18 protein-coding genes are annotated in these 17,872 nt (G+C 70.2%); 13 read left to right on the forward strand and 5 right to left on the reverse strand.

Features of this window, described 5'->3' with window-relative positions; genetic code table 11:
• Positions 1-42: 42 nt before the first annotated feature.
• Positions 43-1,863: a bifunctional metallophosphatase/5'-nucleotidase gene (locus tag ACFQ6X_RS33015; RefSeq protein WP_383187088.1), complete on the reverse strand. Its 1,821-nt coding sequence runs from the start codon at positions 1,861-1,863 to the stop codon at positions 43-45.
• A 260-nt stretch (positions 1,864-2,123) separates the two neighbouring features.
• Here ACFQ6X_RS33015 and mshD point away from each other — a divergent pair, with 260 nt between their 5' ends.
• The 11 genes from mshD (at position 2,124) to pstB (ending at position 13,844) form a co-directional block, all read left to right on the forward strand.
• Entirely contained in the window at positions 2,124-3,047 is a 924-nt protein-coding gene (gene mshD / locus ACFQ6X_RS33020) for a mycothiol synthase (protein WP_383187090.1), read from the forward strand.
• Between the two features lie 102 nt (positions 3,048-3,149).
• The gene (locus tag ACFQ6X_RS33025) at positions 3,150-3,560 is read left to right on the forward strand and encodes a GntR family transcriptional regulator (protein WP_383187093.1); all 411 of its coding nucleotides are present in this window, start codon (positions 3,150-3,152) and stop codon (positions 3,558-3,560) included.
• Positions 3,557-4,459 carry an ABC transporter ATP-binding protein gene (locus tag ACFQ6X_RS33030; RefSeq protein WP_383187095.1) on the forward strand — a complete coding sequence of 301 codons (903 nt, stop codon included), beginning with the start codon at positions 3,557-3,559 and terminating at the stop codon, positions 4,457-4,459. The genes ACFQ6X_RS33025 and ACFQ6X_RS33030 overlap by 4 nt, the downstream gene beginning before the upstream one ends.
• Positions 4,456-5,439, forward strand: coding sequence for a hypothetical protein (locus ACFQ6X_RS33035; RefSeq protein ID WP_383187098.1), 984 nt, complete (start codon positions 4,456-4,458; stop codon positions 5,437-5,439). Before ACFQ6X_RS33030 ends, ACFQ6X_RS33035 begins: the two co-directional genes overlap by 4 nt.
• A 267-nt stretch (positions 5,440-5,706) precedes the next feature.
• On the forward strand, positions 5,707-7,959 hold the full coding sequence (locus ACFQ6X_RS33040; protein ID WP_329208766.1) for an RNA degradosome polyphosphate kinase: 2,253 nt from the start codon (positions 5,707-5,709) through the stop codon (positions 7,957-7,959).
• Positions 7,946-8,965, forward strand: a complete 1,020-nt coding sequence (locus ACFQ6X_RS33045; RefSeq protein ID WP_383187102.1) for a CHAD domain-containing protein — start codon at positions 7,946-7,948, stop codon at positions 8,963-8,965. Before ACFQ6X_RS33040 ends, ACFQ6X_RS33045 begins: the two co-directional genes overlap by 14 nt.
• A complete protein-coding gene (locus tag ACFQ6X_RS33050) occupies positions 8,962-9,393 on the forward strand; it encodes an NUDIX hydrolase (protein ID WP_383187105.1) in 432 nt (143 codons plus the stop codon). Before ACFQ6X_RS33045 ends, ACFQ6X_RS33050 begins: the two co-directional genes overlap by 4 nt.
• A 292-nt stretch (positions 9,394-9,685) precedes the next feature.
• Positions 9,686-10,822: a phosphate ABC transporter substrate-binding protein PstS gene (pstS, locus tag ACFQ6X_RS33055; protein ID WP_383187107.1), complete on the forward strand. Its 1,137-nt coding sequence runs from the start codon at positions 9,686-9,688 to the stop codon at positions 10,820-10,822.
• 127 nt (positions 10,823-10,949) lie between these two features.
• Positions 10,950-11,942, forward strand: a complete 993-nt coding sequence (gene pstC, locus ACFQ6X_RS33060; RefSeq protein ID WP_329208770.1) for a phosphate ABC transporter permease subunit PstC — start codon at positions 10,950-10,952, stop codon at positions 11,940-11,942.
• Positions 11,939-13,027: a phosphate ABC transporter permease PstA gene (gene pstA, locus ACFQ6X_RS33065; protein WP_383187109.1), complete on the forward strand. Its 1,089-nt coding sequence runs from the start codon at positions 11,939-11,941 to the stop codon at positions 13,025-13,027. Before pstC ends, pstA begins: the two co-directional genes overlap by 4 nt.
• Positions 13,028-13,067: 40 nt before the next feature.
• Positions 13,068-13,844, forward strand: a complete 777-nt coding sequence (pstB, locus tag ACFQ6X_RS33070) for a phosphate ABC transporter ATP-binding protein PstB (protein WP_329208772.1) — start codon at positions 13,068-13,070, stop codon at positions 13,842-13,844.
• 170 nt (positions 13,845-14,014) lie between these two features.
• Here pstB and ACFQ6X_RS33075 read toward each other — a convergent pair whose 3' ends face one another.
• Together ACFQ6X_RS33075 and ACFQ6X_RS33080 are read right to left on the reverse strand one after the other, a co-directional pair.
• Positions 14,015-15,013, reverse strand: a complete 999-nt coding sequence (locus ACFQ6X_RS33075) for an inorganic phosphate transporter (RefSeq protein WP_329208773.1) — start codon at positions 15,011-15,013, stop codon at positions 14,015-14,017.
• Positions 15,014-15,018: 5 nt separating this feature from the next.
• Positions 15,019-15,639 (reverse strand): DUF47 family protein, encoded by a 621-nt coding sequence (locus tag ACFQ6X_RS33080; protein WP_329208774.1) that lies wholly within the window; start codon positions 15,637-15,639, stop codon positions 15,019-15,021.
• A 220-nt stretch (positions 15,640-15,859) separates the two neighbouring features.
• On the opposite strand from ACFQ6X_RS33080, the gene ACFQ6X_RS33085 reads away from it, so the two are divergent.
• The gene (locus ACFQ6X_RS33085) at positions 15,860-16,216 is read left to right on the forward strand and encodes a metal-sensitive transcriptional regulator (RefSeq protein WP_329208775.1); all 357 of its coding nucleotides are present in this window, start codon (positions 15,860-15,862) and stop codon (positions 16,214-16,216) included.
• A 65-nt stretch (positions 16,217-16,281) separates the two neighbouring features.
• Here ACFQ6X_RS33085 and ACFQ6X_RS33090 read toward each other — a convergent pair whose 3' ends face one another.
• Positions 16,282-16,491 (reverse strand): hypothetical protein, encoded by a 210-nt coding sequence (locus ACFQ6X_RS33090; protein WP_383187113.1) that lies wholly within the window; start codon positions 16,489-16,491, stop codon positions 16,282-16,284.
• A gap of 98 nt (positions 16,492-16,589) precedes the next feature.
• Complete coding sequence (locus ACFQ6X_RS33095) at positions 16,590-17,474, reverse strand: hypothetical protein (protein WP_383187115.1); 885 nt, start codon at positions 17,472-17,474, stop codon at positions 16,590-16,592.
• Between the two features lie 173 nt (positions 17,475-17,647).
• Between ACFQ6X_RS33095 and ACFQ6X_RS33100 the strand changes: the two genes are divergently transcribed.
• Positions 17,648-17,848 (forward strand): hypothetical protein, encoded by a 201-nt coding sequence (locus ACFQ6X_RS33100; protein WP_383187118.1) that lies wholly within the window; start codon positions 17,648-17,650, stop codon positions 17,846-17,848.
• Positions 17,849-17,872 lie beyond the last annotated feature (24 nt).

Here is a 17,872-nt window from a genome sequence, read left to right on the forward strand (position 1 = left end):
CTTCCGGCCCGCCGCCCCGCTCCCGTGCACTGCTGCCGCTGACTACTGGATGACCGTGATCCGGTCCGTGGCCGGCGGGGCCAGCGGCGCGGAGGCCGTGGAGTGCGCCGCCAGGTAGGCGTTGAACAGGTCCAGGTCGGACGGGCCGACCAGCTTGTTCGTGCCCTGGCCGAGGGCCGCGAAGCCGTCGCCGCCGCCCGCGAGGAACTCGTTCATCGCGACGCGGTACGTCTTCGCCGGGTCGATCGCCTCACCGTTCAGCAGGATCGAGGAGGCGACCACGCGGTCGGCGCCCGACTTCGTGAGGTCGAGCGTGTAGGTGAGGCCCTTCGAGACCTGGAGGATCTTCGGCGAGGCCGCGTTGGAGCCGCTGACCTGCTGCTGGAGCGCGGTGACGAGCTGCGCGCCGGTCAGGTCGACGACGTTCATCATGTTGGTGAACGGCTGGACGGTGAACGCCTCGCCGTACGTCACCACTCCGGCGCCCTCGCTGCCGGACGCCGCGTACACGAGGTCGGAGCGGATGCCGCCCGGGTTCATGAACGCGACGACCGCACCGCCCTTGTCCGCCGGGGCCAGGCCCTCCAGCTGGGCGTCCGCGATCACGTTGCCGAGCGGCTTCTCGGGGGCCGTGGAGCCGCGGCCGTTGATGTCGGCGGAGATGTAGCCCTGCGGCCGGTTGGAGATCGGCGCCGCGAGGGTGTTCCAGCGGGCGATCAGCGCCGTCATGTCCGTGGCCTTGGCCTGGTCCCGGGTGACGACGTGGTTCTGCGACGTCGCCGACTTCACCGACGTACGGACGATGTCCTTGGTCCGGCGGTCGTAGGTGAGCGTCGTGTCCGTGTAGACCTTGCCGAACGAGGAGGCCGAGGTGACCATGCGCGGATTGCCCGCCGGGTCCGGGACGGTGCACACGTACGCCTGGTGGGTGTGGCCCGTGACCAGGGCGTCGACCTTCGGCGTGATGCCCTTCGCGATGTCGACGATCGGCCCGGAGATGCCGTCGCCGGCGCCCGGGCTGTCGCAGTCGTAGTTGTACGAGGAGGAGGCCGGGGCCCCGCCCTCGTGGATCAGCGCGACGATGGACTTGACGCCCTGGCGGTCCAGTTCCTTGGCGTACTTGTTGACCGTCTCGATCTCGTCGTGGAACTTGAGGCCCTTGACGCCGTTGGCCGTGACGATGTTCGGCGTGCCCTCCAGGGTCACCCCGATGAAGCCGATCTTGACGCCGTTCTTCTTCCAGACCGTGTACGGCTTGAGGATCGGCCTGCCGGTCTTCTCGGCCGTCACGTTGGCCGCGAGGTACGGGAAGTCCGCGCCCTTGAACTTCTTGCCCTGCTCGTAGCAGCCCTCGACCGGGTGGCAGCCGCCGTTCTGCAGCCGGGCCAGCTCGGTGGCCCCCTCGTCGAACTCGTGGTTGCCGACTGCCGTCACGTCGAGGTCGAGGCCGTTGAGCGCCTCGATCGTGGGCTCGTCGTGGAAGAGCCCGGAGAGCAGCGGGCTCGCGCCCACCATGTCGCCACCGGCCGCGGTGACGGAGTACGGGTGGCCCTTGCGCGCGGTGCGCAGCGAGGTCGCCAGGTACTCGACGCCACCGGCCGGGATCGACTTCACGGTGCCGTCGGCCTGCGTCGCGCTGACCGAACCGGCGGAACCGGCCGGCGGCTCCAGGTTGCCGTGCAGGTCGTTGAAGGAGAGCAACTGGACGTCGACGGTACGGGTCTTGCTGCCGTGACCGTGGCCGTGCCCCCGGTCATGGGCGCCGGCCGGCATCGCGGCGACGAGCGCGCCGACGGTGGCCAGCCCGGCCGCGGCGGCGAGCACCCGCCTGGACGCGCGGTTCTTCTGCGGAGTCGCTGACATCGGTCCCCTTGTGAGTTCAGCGGGAGGTCTGTGAGTGGTGACAGGTCTGGATCCTGCTGCCGCAGCCTAGAGTCAACGCGCGTAGCGCGACAGGGTGTCGGGGTTACGAGCTGGTTGCTTCGAGCCCGGAAAGCGGCAGATCCAGCCATATCTCCACCCCTTCGAAGCGAAGGGCGGTCCAGGAGGGCCGCGACACAGGCCGGCCGCGGCGCCGGGCGAGGGCATGGAACGCGCCACCCCGCCCCCGTACGCTCGTACCCATGACGACTGACGTACCCCTCCCCGCCCCCGGCCGTGCGATCGAGACCCTCGACGCGCTCACCTCCGAGCAGGCCGACGCCGTCCTGGCCCTCCTCGGCGAGGCGGCCGGGACCGACGGCAGGGAGGCGGTCTCCGAGCAGGGACGGCTCCAGCTCCGGGGCGGGCACCGCGAGGGCGTCCGGCACTTCCTGCTCACCGCCGACGGGACACTCGCCGGCTACGCGCAACTGGAGGACACCGACCCGGTGGAGGCCCCCGCCGCCGAGCTCGTCGTCCACCCCGCCCACCGCGGCCACGGGCACGGCCGGGCCCTCGGCGCCGCCCTCCTCGCCGCGACCGGGAAGCGGCTGCGGGTCTGGGCGCACGGCGGCAAGTCGGCGGCCCGCCACCTCGCCCAGGTCCTCGGCCTCTCCCTCTTCCGGGAGCTGCGCCAGCTCCGCCGGCCCCTGGACTCGATCGACATCCCCGAGCCGGTCCTGCCCCCGGGCGTCACCGTCCGCACCTTCGTGCCGGGCCAGGACGACGCGGCCTGGCTCGCCGTCAACCACGCCGCCTTCGCCCACCACCCCGAGCAGGGCTCCCTCTCCCAGCGGGACCTGGACGACCGCAAGGCCTCGCCGTGGTTCGACCCGAAGGGCTTCTTCCTCGCCGAACGCGACGGCGGGATCATCGGCTTCCACTGGACGAAGGTGCACGCCGAGGAGCAGCTCGGCGAGGTGTACGTCGTCGGCATCCTGCCCGAGGCCCAGGGCGGCGGCCTCGGCAAGGCGCTCACCGCGATCGGGCTGCGCCACCTGGCGGCGCAGGGGCTGCCGAACGCGATGCTCTACGTCGACGCCGACAACCCGGCGGCCCTGTCGGTGTACGAGCGGATGGGATTCGCCACGCACGAGGTCGACCTGATGTACCGCACGGAGTCCTGACACCCGGGCAGCACCGTCAAGGGCCTTGGGGGCGGCGTCGCTTGACGCCGCCCCTTCTTTGCGCCACCCTTTCACTACTCAATTAGTGAAAGGGTGGTGAACATGGCAGAGTCCGCAGCGGTCGAGTTCCGCATCGACCGGCGCAGCGGCGTCGCCACCTACCTGCAGATCGTGCAGCAGATCAAACAGGCTCTCCGGCTGGGCGTGCTGGAACCCGGCGACCGGCTGCCCACGGCCCGCGAGGTCGTCGAGGCGACAGCCATCAACCCCAACACCGTCCTCAAGGCCTACCGCGAACTCGAGCGCGAAGGCCTCGTCGAGGCCCGCCGCGGCCTCGGCACCTTCGTCCGCCGGACCCTCGGCAGCGCGGCTGCCGCGGGCGACGCACCCCTGCGGGCCGAACTCGCCGACTGGGCCCGCAGAGCCCGCACCGCGGGACTGGACAAGGACGACGTGAGCGCTCTCTTCACCGCCGTACTGGACAGCACATTCAAGGGGGACCAGGACTCATGACAGGCGCCGCGATCGAGGCGACCGGCCTCGGTATGAAGTACGGGCGAAAGGCCGGGTGGGCGCTGCGCGACTGCTCGTTCCGGCTGCCCGCCGGACGGGTGTGCGCCCTCGTCGGGCCCAACGGTGCCGGGAAATCCACCCTGCTCACCCTCGCGGCGGGCCTGCTCCGGCCCACCGAGGGAACCGTGCGGGTCCTCGGCTCCGCCACCCCCGCCGAGGCACGGCCGCGTATCGCCTACGTGTCCCAGGACAAGCCCCTGTACCCGCAGTTCACCGTGGCCGACACCCTGTGGGCGGGCCGGGAGCTCAACCCCGCCGTCTGGGACGGCGCGGCCGCCGAACGGATCGCCGGGCCGCTCCCGCAGGACGCGAAGGTCCGCACGCTCTCCGGCGGGCAGCGCACCCGGCTGGCCCTCGCACTCGCGCTGGGCAAACGGCCCGAACTGATGCTGCTGGACGAGCCGATGGCCGACCTCGACCCGCTCGCCCGGCACCAGCTGATGGGCGTCCTGATGGCCGAGGCCGCCGAGCACGCCACCACCATCGTGATGTCCTCGCACATCCTCACCGAACTGGAGGGCGCCTGCGACTACCTCCTGCTCGTCGACGGGGGCACGGTCCGGCTCGGCGGCGAGAGCGACGACATCGTCGCCGCGCACGCCGTACTCACCGGCCAGGTCCGCGACCTCGCACCGCACACCGTCGTCGAGTCCCGTACGACGGGGCGTCAGCTCACCGCACTCGTACGGAAGGAGGGCCCGGTGGACCTCGCCGCCTGGGACGTCACGGAGCCTTCGCTGGAGGAGCTCCTGCTGGCCCATCTCCGCTCGCCGGAGGCCCCGCCGCTGCTCACACCCAGCGCGTGCGGCGGGCCGAGCAAGGCGGAGGCCGCCGTATGAGCACCCTCGCCCCCCTGCGCGGCCCCGCCCGCGTGGCGGTACGCCAGCACCGGCGCACCCTGCAGATCGCGGGTCTGGTCGCCGTGGCCGGAATCGCCGTCCTCGTCGGATACGCGCTGCGGACGTCCCACCTCATCGACGCGTTCGAGGCGGGCCCCTGTGAGGCCTCGGGCGTCTCCGGTCCCGAGTGCGACCAGCGGATCAGGGACTTCAGCGACGCGACGTACCGGTTCAGCAGGCTGGTGACCTACGCGTCGGTGATACTCACGGCCCTGCCCGGGGTCGTCAGCGCGTTCATCGCGGGCCCCATGATCGCCAGGGAGCTGGAGAGCGGTACGTACCGCATGGCCTGGACCCAGTCCGTGACGCCCACGCGCTGGCTGGCCGCCAAGCTCGCCGTCCCTGCCGTGCTGCTGGTCGCGGGTGTGTCCGTGCTGTCAGCCGTCTTCACCTGGGCACGGTCACAGGCGGGCACCGAGAGCCCGCTCTGGTGGTACGAGGCACCCGTCTTCGCCGCGACACCCCCCGCGGCCGTCGGCTACACGCTGCTCGGCATCGCCGTGGGCGCACTCACCGGGCTGCTGGTGCGCCGCACCGTGGCCGCGATGTCGGTGGCCGCCCTCGTCACGGGCACCGTGATCGCGACGCTCGGGAGCCTCCGGAGCGGCCTCTGGCCCCTGCTGACCGAGATCCGCCCGACCGAGGGGAACTCGGGCATTCCGGTGACCTCCTGGGTCGTCGAGCTCGGCCGGGTCACCGGCAGCGGTGAGCGGCTGCCGTGGGAGGTGTGCCTGCCGCAGGCCGACGAGACCGCCATGCCGCGGTGCCTGGCCGAGCACGACGTCACCGGCGCGTTCATCGACTACCACCCCGCCTCGCACTTCTGGCCGCTCCAGCTCGTCGAGACCGGCATCCTCCTCGCCCTCGCCGCCCTGGCCCTCGCGCTCGCCTTCCGCGTACTGCGCCGACGCCACGGCTGAGAGACCTCCCTGTCCGGGCCCGGGGGGAGCCCGGACAGGGAGAACGCATACGGTGAACGGGGACACCCTCGCAGTCACACCGCTTCCTGCATGTCATGTCGCCGTTACCAGCCATTCAGACGCGCTTGCGACCCTCACGGGATGCAGCCAGCTCTGCCCACCCCCCGCAACGGGAGCGAACCCGGTTCTCCGGCCTCTCCCGCATCTTTCGTGATCTTTAACGGCTCCGACGCGCCCCTGGAGCCGAACGCACGGAAGAATAGGTCCATGAGCCAGCAGCCCAGCTCCGAGGTCCCGGTCCAGCCCGCCCAGCCGTCGGTCGGCTCCCTCGCCGCCCACCGGCCGAATGCCGTCGCCGGCTCGTCGTCCGCGCCCGCCGGCCTGTCCACAGCCGCTGACCTGGACCCCGATCTGGACAACGACGCCGACGCGTACGAGCCGGAGACGGACGGCGAGGAGCTGCCGCAGGGCCGGTTCCTCGACCGGGAACGCAGTTGGCTCGCGTTCAACGAACGAGTGCTGGAGCTGGCCGAGGATCCCGCCACGCCCCTCCTCGAACGGGCTAATTTCCTCGCCATCTTCGCCTCGAACCTGGACGAGTTCTTCATGGTCAGGGTGGCAGGGCTCAAGCGCCGTATCGCCACCGGCGTCGCCACCCGCTCCGCGTCCGGGCTGCAGCCCCGCGAGGTCCTCGACCTGATCTGGACCCGCTCGCGCGAGCTCATGGCCCGGCACGCCGCCTGCTACCAGCAGGACATCGCGCCCGCACTCTCCGACGAGGGCATCCAGCTCATCCGCTGGCCCGAGCTGACCGAGAAGGAACAGGCCCGCCTGTTCACCTTCTTCCGGCAGCGCGTCTTCCCCGTGCTGACCCCGCTGGCCGTCGACCCGGCGCACCCCTTCCCGTACATCTCCGGCCTCTCGCTCAACCTCGCCGTCGTCGTACGCAACCCGGTCAGCGGCCACCGCCACTTCGCCCGCGTGAAGGTGCCGCCGCTGCTCACCCGCTTCCTGGAGGCGTCGCCGCAGCGCTACGTCCCCATCGAGGACATCATCGCGGCCCACCTCGAAGAGCTCTTCCCCGGCATGGAGGTCCTCGCCCACCACATGTTCCGGGTCACCAGGAACGAGGACCTGGAGGTCGAGGAGGACGACGCCGAGAACCTGCTCCAGGCCCTGGAGAAGGAGCTCATGCGGCGCCGCTTCGGCCCGCCGGTCCGCCTGGAGGTCGAGGAGTCCATCGACCCGTACGTGCTGGACCTGCTCGTACGGGAGCTGAAGATCTCCGAGACCGAGCTCTACCCGCTGCCCGGCCCGCTCGACCTCACCGGACTGTTCGGCATAGCCTCCCTGGACCGGCCCGAACTGAAGTTCCCCAAGTTCATCGCGGGCACCCACCGCGATCTCGCCGAGGTCGAGTCCGCCTCCGCGCCCGACATCTTCGCCGCCCTGCGCGAACGCGACGTCCTGCTGCACCACCCGTACGACTCGTTCTCCACGTCCGTCCAGGCCTTCCTGGAACAGGCGGCGGGCGACCCGGACGTCCTCGCGATCAAGCAGACCCTGTACCGGACCTCGGGCGACTCCCCGATAGTGGACGCCCTGATCGACGCCGCCGAGTCCGGCAAGCAGGTCCTCGTACTCGTCGAGATCAAGGCCCGCTTCGACGAACAGGCCAACATCAAGTGGGCCCGCAAGCTGGAAGAGGCCGGCTGCCACGTCGTCTACGGCCTCGTCGGCCTCAAGACCCACTGCAAGCTGTCGCTCGTCGTACGCCAGGAGGGCGACACGCTGCGCCGCTACTCCCACGTCGGCACCGGCAACTACCACCCCAAGACCGCCAGGCTGTACGAGGACCTCGGCCTGCTCACCGCCGACCCGCAGGTCGGCGCGGACCTCTCCGACCTCTTCAACCGGCTCTCCGGCTACTCGCGCCGCGAGACCTACCGCCGGCTGCTGGTCGCCCCGAAGTCCCTGCGCGACGGACTGATCGCCCGCATCAACAAGGAGATCACCCACCACCGCGCGGGCCGCTCCGCCTACGTCCGCATCAAGGTCAACTCGATGGTCGACGAAGCGATCATCGACGCCTGCTACCGGGCCGGGCAGGCCGGCGTGACGGTCGACATCTGGGTACGCGGCATCTGCGCGATCCGCCCCGGCGTCAGCGGGCTCTCCGAGAACGTCCGGGTCCGCTCCATACTGGGCCGCTTCCTCGAACACTCCCGGGTCTTCGCCTTCGGCAACGGCGGCGAGCCCGAAGTCTGGTTCGGCAGCGCCGACATGATGCACCGCAACCTCGACCGCCGGATCGAAGCACTGGTCCGGGTCACCGACCCCGCGCATCGCGCCGCCCTCTCGAGGCTCCTGGAAACGGGCATGTCCGACACCACGTCCTCCTGGCACCTGGGTCCCGACGGGAACTGGACCCGGCACGCCGCGGACGCGGACGGCCAGCCTCTGCGGCACGTACAAGAGATGCTCATCGACGCACGGAGGCGCCGGCGTGCGACGCCCTGACCACCTGACGACGACGCAGGCACCGGACCTCTCCGCCGAGGCCGTCCTCGCCCCCTACCTGCGGGAACAGGCCGCCGACTTCCTGCGGAGCCTGCGCCTGCACCGCGAGCACAGCGCCCCGACGGACGCCGGCTCCCAGGGCGCCGAGAAGGCCGCCGGTTCGCTGCGCCGCTCCGCACGCCGCATCAGCGGCACGCTGCACACCTTCCGGGGCGTACTCGACCCGGTCTGGGCCGACCAGCTCCGTACGGAACTGGCCTGGCTCTCCGGCACGCTGGCCCGCGAACACGCGTACGCCACCCGGCTGGCCCGGCTGCTGGAGGCACTCCACCAGCTCTCGGGCGCCTCGCTCCCGGCGGCGCGAACGGCAGCACCCACCGCCGACGGTGACTCCGGCGCCACCCGGGACAAGGAGCGCGCCGCGCTCGGCGTCGGTGCGGCGCGGGCCGGAGCCCTCCTCGAACGCCGGCTGACCCTCGCCAGGACCCGCGCACACTCGGCGGCGCTCCAGGCACTCGGCTCCTCCCGCTTCCACGCGGTCGCCGACGCCGTCGCGCTCCTCGCCTCCGAGGTCCCCCTGGCACCCGCCGCCACGGCCCCGGCCGCCGACGTGCTCAACGGCCCCGCGGAGCGGGCCGAGCAGCGGATGCTCGCTGCGGTGGCCGCGCTGCCGCCCGACGAGACGGTGGAGCCGTACAACGACGCGCAGGACGCGCTCTGGCACCAGGCCCGCCTGCTGCTGAGGCTGCACCGGTACGCCCACGAGGTGGTCCAGGGAGCCCCCGATCCGGTCCTGGCCGGGGCGGGGCACGCCCTCGACCTGCACCGGGACGCGGCGGAGGCCGCCGCCGCGTCGGCAGCCGCGGCCCGCACCCCGCGGATCGCCCCGGCGACGGCGTACGCCCTGGGGGTGCTCCACGCCGACCAGCGGCACGAGGTGGAGGCGGCCCGCAGCGTGTTCCGGGAGACCTGGCCGTACGCGGCAGCGGCCGTGACGACGCCGTGAGCCACCAACCGGGCACCCCCGCCGACGGCCCGGTTCTGGCCGCGGGCTGCGTGCTGTGGCGCCGGTCCCCGTACGACGGAGGACTGGAGATCTGCCTGGTCCACCGGCCCCGGTACGACGACTGGTCCTACCCGAAGGGAAAGCTGAAGCGCGGCGAGACCGCGCTGGAGGGTGCCCTGCGCGAGGTCCTGGAGGAGACGGGACACCACTGCACCCCGGGCCCCAGGCTGCCCACGTCCCGGTACCTGGTGAACGGCCGCCCGAAAGAGGTCACCTACTGGGCGGCCGAGGCGACCGGCGGCACGTTCGTACCCAACGACGAGGTCGACCGGCTGATCTGGCTGCCGCCCACGGCCGCCCGCAACCGCCTCACCCGCCCCCGCGACCGCGACCAGCTGGACGCGTTCCTGGAGACGCCCGCCGTCTGACGCGGGACTGAGGGCTGTCCGGGCTGTCCGGGCTGTCCTCGGGGCGGGCCGCGCGCCCCGCCCCGGACACCGGTCCGGCGAGACGAGAGCACCGCCCCCGCCGGGCCTTCAGCACCGGAACCAGCCCGCCCGGCACGGTTCACCTTCCGTTCACTCTGCCCCGTAGGGCGCTTCACCTGTTCTGCCTAATTTCGGACGTACACGGTGCACGGCGCCAAGCCACGCACCATTCCTCATCGCACGCCGCCTCGCACCACCAGCCGCGGCGGCTCCTGGAAGGAACACCCCGAAAGTGAAGCTTCAGCGCAAGAACCGGCTTCGTGCCACCGCGCTCGGTGCCCTCGCCGTCTCCGGCGCCCTGGTCCTCACGGCGTGCGGTTCGGACGACAACACCGGTGCCGACGCGAACGGCGGCACCAAGACCAGCGCCGCCGCGTCGAACATCAAGTGTGACGGCGCCGAGGGCCAGCTGCGCGCCTCCGGGTCGAGCGCCCAGAAGAACGCCATGGACCTCTGGGTCAAGAACTACATGGCGGCCTGCTCGGGCGTGGAGGTCAACTACAACTCCTCCTCCTCCGGCGAGGGCATCGTGGCCTTCAACCAGGGCACCGTCGGCTTCGCCGGCTCCGACTCGGCGCTGAAGCCCGAAGAGGTCGCCGAGTCGAAGAAGATCTGCAAGACCGGCCAGGGCATCAACCTCCCCATGGTCGGCGGCCCCATCGCGATCGGCTTCCACCTCGAGGGTGTCGACAAGCTCACGCTCGACGCCCCCACGCTCGCCAAGATCTTCGACACCAAGATCAAGAAGTGGAACGACCCGGCGATCGCCAAGCTCAACGACGGCGTCAAGCTGCCGGACAAGGCCATCCAGCCCTTCCACCGCTCCGAGGACTCCGGCACCACGCAGAACCTCGGCAAGTACCTGAACGCCGCGGCCGCGAACGACTGGAAGTACGAGGCCGAGAAGAAGTGGCCCGCGCCCGGTGGCCAGGCCGCCTCCGGCTCCTCCGGTGTCGCCACCCAGGTCAAGCAGGTCGACGGCTCCATCGGCTACTTCGAGCTGTCGTACGCCGCCTCGCAGGACATCACCACCGTCGACATCAACACCGGTGGCGCCGCCCCGGTCCAGGCCACCTCGGAGAACGCCTCCAAGGCCATCGCCGCCGCCAAGGTCAAGGGCACCGGCAAGGACCTGGCGCTCGACCTCGACTACACGACCAAGGCCGAGGGCGCGTACCCGCTGGTCCTGGTGACGTACGAGGTCGTCTGCGACACCGGCAACAAGGCCGAGACCCTCGGCAGCGTCAAGTCCTTCCTGACCTACGCCGCCTCCGAGGACGGCCAGAAGGTCCTCTCCGAGGCCGGCTACGCGCCGATCCCCGCGGAGATCAACGCCAAGGTCCGCGAGACGGTCGCCTCCCTCTCGTAACCCGTACCGCGCACGACGCACACGGCAGGCCGGTCCGGCGCACCCCTCCGGACCGGCCCGCCACCAGCCCCATCCGGTGCACCGCCGCCAGGGGAGCCGCCGCTCCCCCACACAGACCGGAAAGATCATGGCTTCCACGACACCGCTCGACATCCCACCGGCTCCGCCGGCAACGCGCGGCCGCCCCAGGACCACCGGGCGCGCCGGCGACAAGATCTTCCTGGGCCTCTCGCGGGGCTCGGGCATCCTGCTGCTCGTGATCATGGCGTCGATCGCCGTGTTCCTCACCTACCGCGCCGTCATCGCGATATCGAAGGACGAGGGCAACTTCCTCACCACCTTCGACTGGAACCCGGCAGGTGACCCGCCGGTCTTCGGCATCGCGGTCCTGCTCTTCGGCACGGTCGTCAGCTCGATCATCGCGATGCTCATCGCGGTTCCGATCGCTGTCGGCATCGCCCTCTTCATCTCGCACTACGCGCCGCGCAAGCTGGCCGCCCCGATCGCCTACGTCATCGACCTGCTCGCGGCGGTGCCCAGCATCGTCTACGGCATCTGGGGCGCGCTCGTCCTCGTGCCGTACCTGGAGGGCCTGAACCTCTGGCTCGACCAGTTCTTCGGCTGGACGTACATCTTCGAGAAGACCGAGGTCGGCGTCGCCCGCTCGCTCTTCACCGTCGGCATCCTGCTCGCGATCATGATCCTGCCGATCGTGACCAGCGTCAGCCGCGAGGTCTTCCTCCAGGTCCCGAAGATGAACGAGGAAGCGGCGCTCGCCCTCGGAGCCACCCGCTGGGAGGTCATCCGCCTCTCGGTACTGCCCTTCGGCCGCTCCGGGATCATCTCCGCCTCGATGCTGGGCCTGGGCCGGGCGCTCGGCGAGACGATGGCCGTCGCCACGGTCCTGTCGCCGAGCTTCCTCATCTCGCTGCACGTGCTCAATCCGGGCGGCGGCACCTTCGCGCAGAACATCGCGGCCAAGTTCGGTGAGGCCGACGAATTCGGGCGCGACGCCCTGATCGCCTCGGGCCTCGTCCTCTTCGTCCTCACCCTGCTGGTCAACGGCGCGGCCCGGCTCATCATCGCCCGCCGCAAGGAGTACTCGGGGGCCAACGCATGACCCACTCCACCACCACCGACGTCCAGGACAAGCGTCCGCGGACCTCGCCGGACCGTCGCAAGGGCAGCCTCAGCAGCCGCAGCCTCCCCCGGTGGGCGCCGCTCGGATTCGCCGCCGTCGCCCTCGCGCTGGGCGTCGGGATCAGCACCGCCGCCGGCTGGCACAGCCGCGTGCAGTGGGGCCTGATCTCCGCCCTGCTCTTCCTGGCCATCTCCTACGTCGTGACGACCGCGGTCGAGAACAAGCGCCAGGCCAAGGACCGCCTCGCCACCAGCATCGTCTGGGTGTGCTTCGTCGTCGCCGTCGTCCCGCTCGCCTCGCTGCTCTGGACCACCATCAGCCGCGGCTCCGAGCGCCTCGACGGGTACTTCCTCACCCACTCCATGGCCGGAGTCCTCGGCTCGGAGGACAGCGGCGGCGTCTACCACGCGCTGATCGGCACCCTGGAGCAGGTCGGCATCGCCACGGTGATCTCCGCCCCGCTCGGACTGCTGACCGCGGTCTACCTCGTCGAGTACGGCAAGGGAGCGCTCGCCCGGTCCGTCACCTTCTTCGTCGACGTGATGACCGGAATCCCGTCGATCGTCGCCGGTCTCTTCATCCTGTCGATCATGCTGATCGCGAGCATCGAGCCGTCCGGCCTTATGGGCGCGCTCGCCCTGACGATCCTGATGATCCCGGTCGTGGTCCGCTCCACGGAGGAGATGCTCAAGCTCGTCCCGAACGAGCTCCGCGAGGCCTCCCTCGCCCTGGGCATCCCCAAGTGGCGCACCATCCTGAAGGTGGTCCTCCCCACCGCGATCGGCGGCATCACCACGGGTGTCATGCTCGCCATCGCCCGTATCGCGGGAGAGACGGCACCGATCATCCTGCTGGTCTTCGGCAGCCAGCTGATCAACACGAACCCCTTCGAAGGCGCCCAGTCCTCACTGCCGTTCTACATCTACGAGCAGTACAAGGTCGGCGAGGCCGCGTCCTACGACCGCGCCTGGGCCGCAGCCCTGGTCCTGATCGCCTTCGTCATGATCCTCAATCTGGCGGCGCGCGGTATCGCCCGCTGGAAGGCCCCGAAGACCGGTCGCTGACGCGGCCAAACAGCGACCTCCGAAAGAAGCAGTGATTCTCATGGCCAAGCGCATCGACATCGGCGGCCTCTCCGCCTTCTACGGCTCCCACAAGGCCATCGAGGACATCTCGATGACCGTGGAGCCCCGCTCCGTGACCGCCTTCATCGGCCCGTCCGGCTGCGGCAAGTCCACCTTCCTGCGCACCCTGAACCGCATGCACGAGGTCACCCCCGGCGGCCGCGTCGAGGGCAAGGTACTGCTGGACGACGAGAACCTGTACGGGCCCGGGGTCGACCCGGTCACCGTGCGCCGCACCGTGGGCATGGTCTTCCAGCGCCCGAACCCGTTCCCGACCATGTCGATCTTCGACAACGTCGCCGCGGGCCTGAAGCTGAACGGCTCGTACCGCAAGAACCAGCTGTCGGACGTCGTCGAGAAGTCCCTCAGGGGCGCCAACCTCTGGAACGAGGTCAAGGACCGCCTGAACAAGCCCGGCTCCGGCCTCTCCGGCGGCCAGCAGCAGCGCCTGTGCATCGCCCGCGCCATCGCCGTCGAGCCGGACGTGCTGCTGATGGACGAGCCGTGCTCGGCACTCGACCCGATCTCGACCCTCGCGATCGAGGACCTGGTCGGTGAGCTGAAGGAGCGCTTCACGATCGTCATCGTGACGCACAACATGCAGCAGGCGGCACGCGTCTCGGACCGTACGGCGTTCTTCAACCTCTCGGCGGTGGGCAAGCCCGGCCGGCTGATCGAGATCGACGAGACGGAGCGGATCTTCTCCAACCCGTCGGTCCAGGCGACCGAGGACTACATCTCGGGCCGCTTCGGATAACCACAGACGGCCTTGGGGTGCTGCATGGCGGTGCCACCACAAGGCAGAGGGCCCGCCCCCGCTCCCGATCTTCCGATCGGAGCGGGGGCGGACCCATGCGACACGGTCAGCCGGTACGCGCCGTCATCGCGGTTCGGCCGTCAGGCCGTCACCCGAAGACCGCCAGGCCGTCACCCGAAGAGCAGGGCAACGACCCCGTAGCTCAGCGCGGCGACCAGCGCCGCGGCCGGCATGGTGATGAACCATCCCAGGATGATGTTCTTGGCCACGCCCCACCGCACGGCGTTCACCCGCTTGGTGGCGCCCACACCCATGATCGCCGAGGTGATCACATGCGTCGTGGAGATCGGTGCGTGGAACAGGAACGCCGAGCCGAACATGATCGACGCCCCCGTGGTCTCCGCCGCGAAGCCCTGCGGCGGGTCCAGCTCGATGATCTTCCGGCCGAGCGTACGCATGATGCGCCAGCCGCCCGCGTACGTACCGAGCGAGAGCATCAGCGCGCAGGCGATCTTCACCCAGACCGGGATCTCGTCGTTGGGTCCCTCGACATCGGCGATGACCAGCGCCATCACGACGATGCCCATCGTCTTCTGCGCGTCCTGGAGACCGTGGCCGAGCGCCATGCCCGCCGCCGAGACCGTCTGCGCGATACGGAAGCCGCGCTTGGCCTTGTGGGGGTTGGACTTCCGGAACATCCACATGATCGCGACCATCACCAGATAGCCCACGACCAGACCGATGACCGGCGAGAGGAACATCGGGATGACGATCTTGTCGAGGACGCCGTCCCAGTGCACCATCGTCCCGCCGGCCAGCGCCGCGCCGACCATGCCGCCGAAAAGGGCGTGCGAGGACGAGGACGGCAGACCGTAGTACCAGGTGATGAGGTTCCAGATGATCGCGCCGACCAGCGCCGCGAAGAGGATTCCCATCCCCTTCTGCCCCTCGGGCGTGGCGATGATCCCTTCGCTGACGGTCTTGGCGACCCCCTGGCCCAGGAAGGCACCGGCGAGGTTCATCACAGCGGCCATCGCCAGAGCCGCACGCGGGGTCAGCGCCCGGGTGGAGACCGAGGTGGCGATGGCGTTCGCCGAGTCGTGGAAGCCGTTCGTATACGTGAAGCCGAGCGCGACGCCGATGGTCACGATCAGCGCAAAGGTGTCCACGAGGTTCAGGACTCCTTGACCGCGATGGTCTCCACGGTGTTCGCAACGTGCTCGAACGCGTCAGCGGCCTCTTCCAGCACATCCACGATCTGCTTGAGCTTCAGCACCTCCATGGCGTCGTACTTGCCGTTGAAGAGCTGGGCGAGCAGCTTGCGGTGGATCTGGTCGGCCTGGTTCTCGAGACGGTTGACCTCGATCCAGTACTCGGTGAGGTTCTGCATGGTCCGCAGGCTCGGCATGGCCTCGGCGGTCAGCTCCGCAGCGCGGGCCAGCACCTCGATCTGCTGCTCGACGCCCTTGGGGAGCTCGTCCACCTGGTACAGCACGACCAGGTCGACGGCCTCCTCCATGAAGTCCATGATGTCGTCGAGCGACGACGCGAGGTTGTAGATGTCCTCGCGGTCGAACGGCGTGATGAAGGAGGAGTTCAGCTGGTGGAAGATCGCGTGGGTGGCATCGTCCCCCGCGTGCTCCGCTGCCCGCATACGCTCCGCGATCTCGACTCGGGAGGCAGAATCCGCCCCGAGCAGTTCCATCAGGAGTTTCGAGCCCGTGACGATGTTGTCCGCGGATGCGGAAAACATGTCGTAGAAGCTCGTCTCCCTGGGGGTCAGACGAAAGCGCACGTGGGGTCCTCGGGGTGCTTTGGATTCGGTCAGGCTGATGCTAGGCGCATCATCCGGCCACGGCTAACCGGCGTTATTCAGTGTCGCGCATCGGGCACAGTGATCAGCACGGACCCCCGGTCACGTTTCGGCTGGATTCGTTACGATATACCCGGCAGGGGTATACAGACTGCGCAGACAGGTCTGCGGACGCAGAGCACGAGGACAACGGGAGGACCCCATGACCACGACCGAGGCCACTGAATCAGCCGACGCAGCCGGTACGGAAGAGGTCGTCACCGACCATGACCGCGGCATCCACGGCTACCACCACCAGAAGGACGAGCACCTGAAGCGGCTGCGCCGCATCGAGGGCCAGGTCCGTGGCCTGCAGCGCATGGTGGACGAGGACATCTACTGCATCGACATACTCACCCAGGTCTCGGCGTCCACGAAGGCCCTGCAGTCCTTCGCGCTCCAGCTGCTGGAGGAGCATCTGCGCCATTGCGTCGCCGATGCCGCGGTCAAGGGCGGCGCGGAGATCGACGCGAAGGTCGAGGAGGCCACGAAGGCGATCGCCCGCCTCCTGCGTACCTGAGGTGGCCGGAAACGTATGGCCTCCGACGCGGTCCGTGAGATGCCCGACAGCGGCGGAGCCGGAGCTCAGCCCCCGTGGGTGCACTGCCGGGGGATCGTCGGCGGCCGCTCGGCCAGGGCCGTCGTGACGTTGAGCACCTCGTCGATGCGGTCCGGACTCAGCCGGTCCTCACCACTGGCCGACGCCGCGATCATGAGCTCGCCGCACAGTTCGATCTCGGCGAGAGCCACACAGTCCTGAGCGTTCGGAGCGCTGAGCGTCACCACCTGCGTCACCTCTCTCTGCCGTCGCCGACCCTGGCGCACCGACTTCCTAGGGTAGGCAGCGCAACACTCACCGCGCATGGCACGGACGGACCATTTCAGCCCCCTCCCTACGGTGTTTCCGGGCCACCCCGCCCCTGTTGGATCCTGCCCGTGTAGATGTCCCCGGCGGGCGGAAGCTCCACGTCGACCGGTGCCCCGAACCCGTACAGCAGCATCGTCGACACCACCGACACCGCCGGTCCCTCCGAGGCGAAGCTGAAGCGGTGGCGCACCTTGCGCAGCAGACCCTTGTCGTCGAGATACACGTCGAACGGCACCGCGTCCGTGCTGAACCCTTTCGCCGCGGCCGCCAGCGCGCCGCGCGAGGACGGCGAAGCCGCTTCCGCCGCCCGCCCGAGGTCCGAGGTCCCCCGGTAGTGACGGACCGCCACCCCGGCGAGCTCCGTCCTCCCCACGTACGTCACCTCGCCCGCCCCGCGCAGCAGTTCGGCGGCGGCCATCGGATCGGTGACACCGCCGGTGACGAGGTTGCCGTCCTCCAGAGCCGTCGTGTCGATCCTCACCCACTTGTCGTCGGGCACTCCGGCACCGCGGTTCTTCATGTACAGCGCCCCGGGCGCCAGCAGCTCGGTGATCGGCCGGTGCCCGTCCGCCCCTGCGGCATCCTTCGGCAGCACCACCTTGATCCGGCCCAGCTGCCTGCGGAAGTCGTACGCTCCCTGGCCCCGGATCGTCACCCGCGTTCCGCCGGCCGCGGTCTCCATCGACGTACGCGTCTCGGCGCTGCCCGCTCCGGTCAGCCGGTCGGCGGCCCGCCGGACCACGGCCGCCGGGGTGCCGGCCGGTCCGCCCTCACCGGCCACGGACCGCACCCCGGCCCCGTCACCGTCGCTCCTGCCGGAGCACCCGGTGCTCACCGCCATCACACCCGCCACGGCCAGGGCGCACACAGCCAGTGCCCCGCCTCCGCACCTGTGCTGCTGCACCACCATCGCCTGCCAACCCCCAACGACGTACCCCTGACCGAGCTCCCGCCCGCCTCGCCTAACGACCACCGGGGCGCCCCGTCACGCCACAAGGGCCCGCCCCACCCCACCCGGGCGCTCAGGGAAGCCGATCGGCCCACCCGCAGACGGTCGCCGGCCGGCCCCAGTACCGTGGACGCGTGTATGAGGACCCCCCGGACTCCGCCGTCCATGCCCCCGCCCCGGCACACACCACCACCACCGTCGAACGAGGTTCCTTCTGCCTGGCCCGCTGCACCTGCGGCTGGTCGGGACCTGCCAGACGCTCGCGCGACCGGGCCCGCACGGACGCCGAACACCACAGCGCCGCGCCGGGCCGCCAGGAGGCGCCCGGTCTCTGAGAAGTGCCGGCGGGGAGCTGTCCC

The organism is Streptomyces sp. NPDC056452 (assembly GCF_042796085.1).
Taxonomy (GTDB): Bacteria; Actinomycetota; Actinomycetes; order Streptomycetales; family Streptomycetaceae; genus Streptomyces.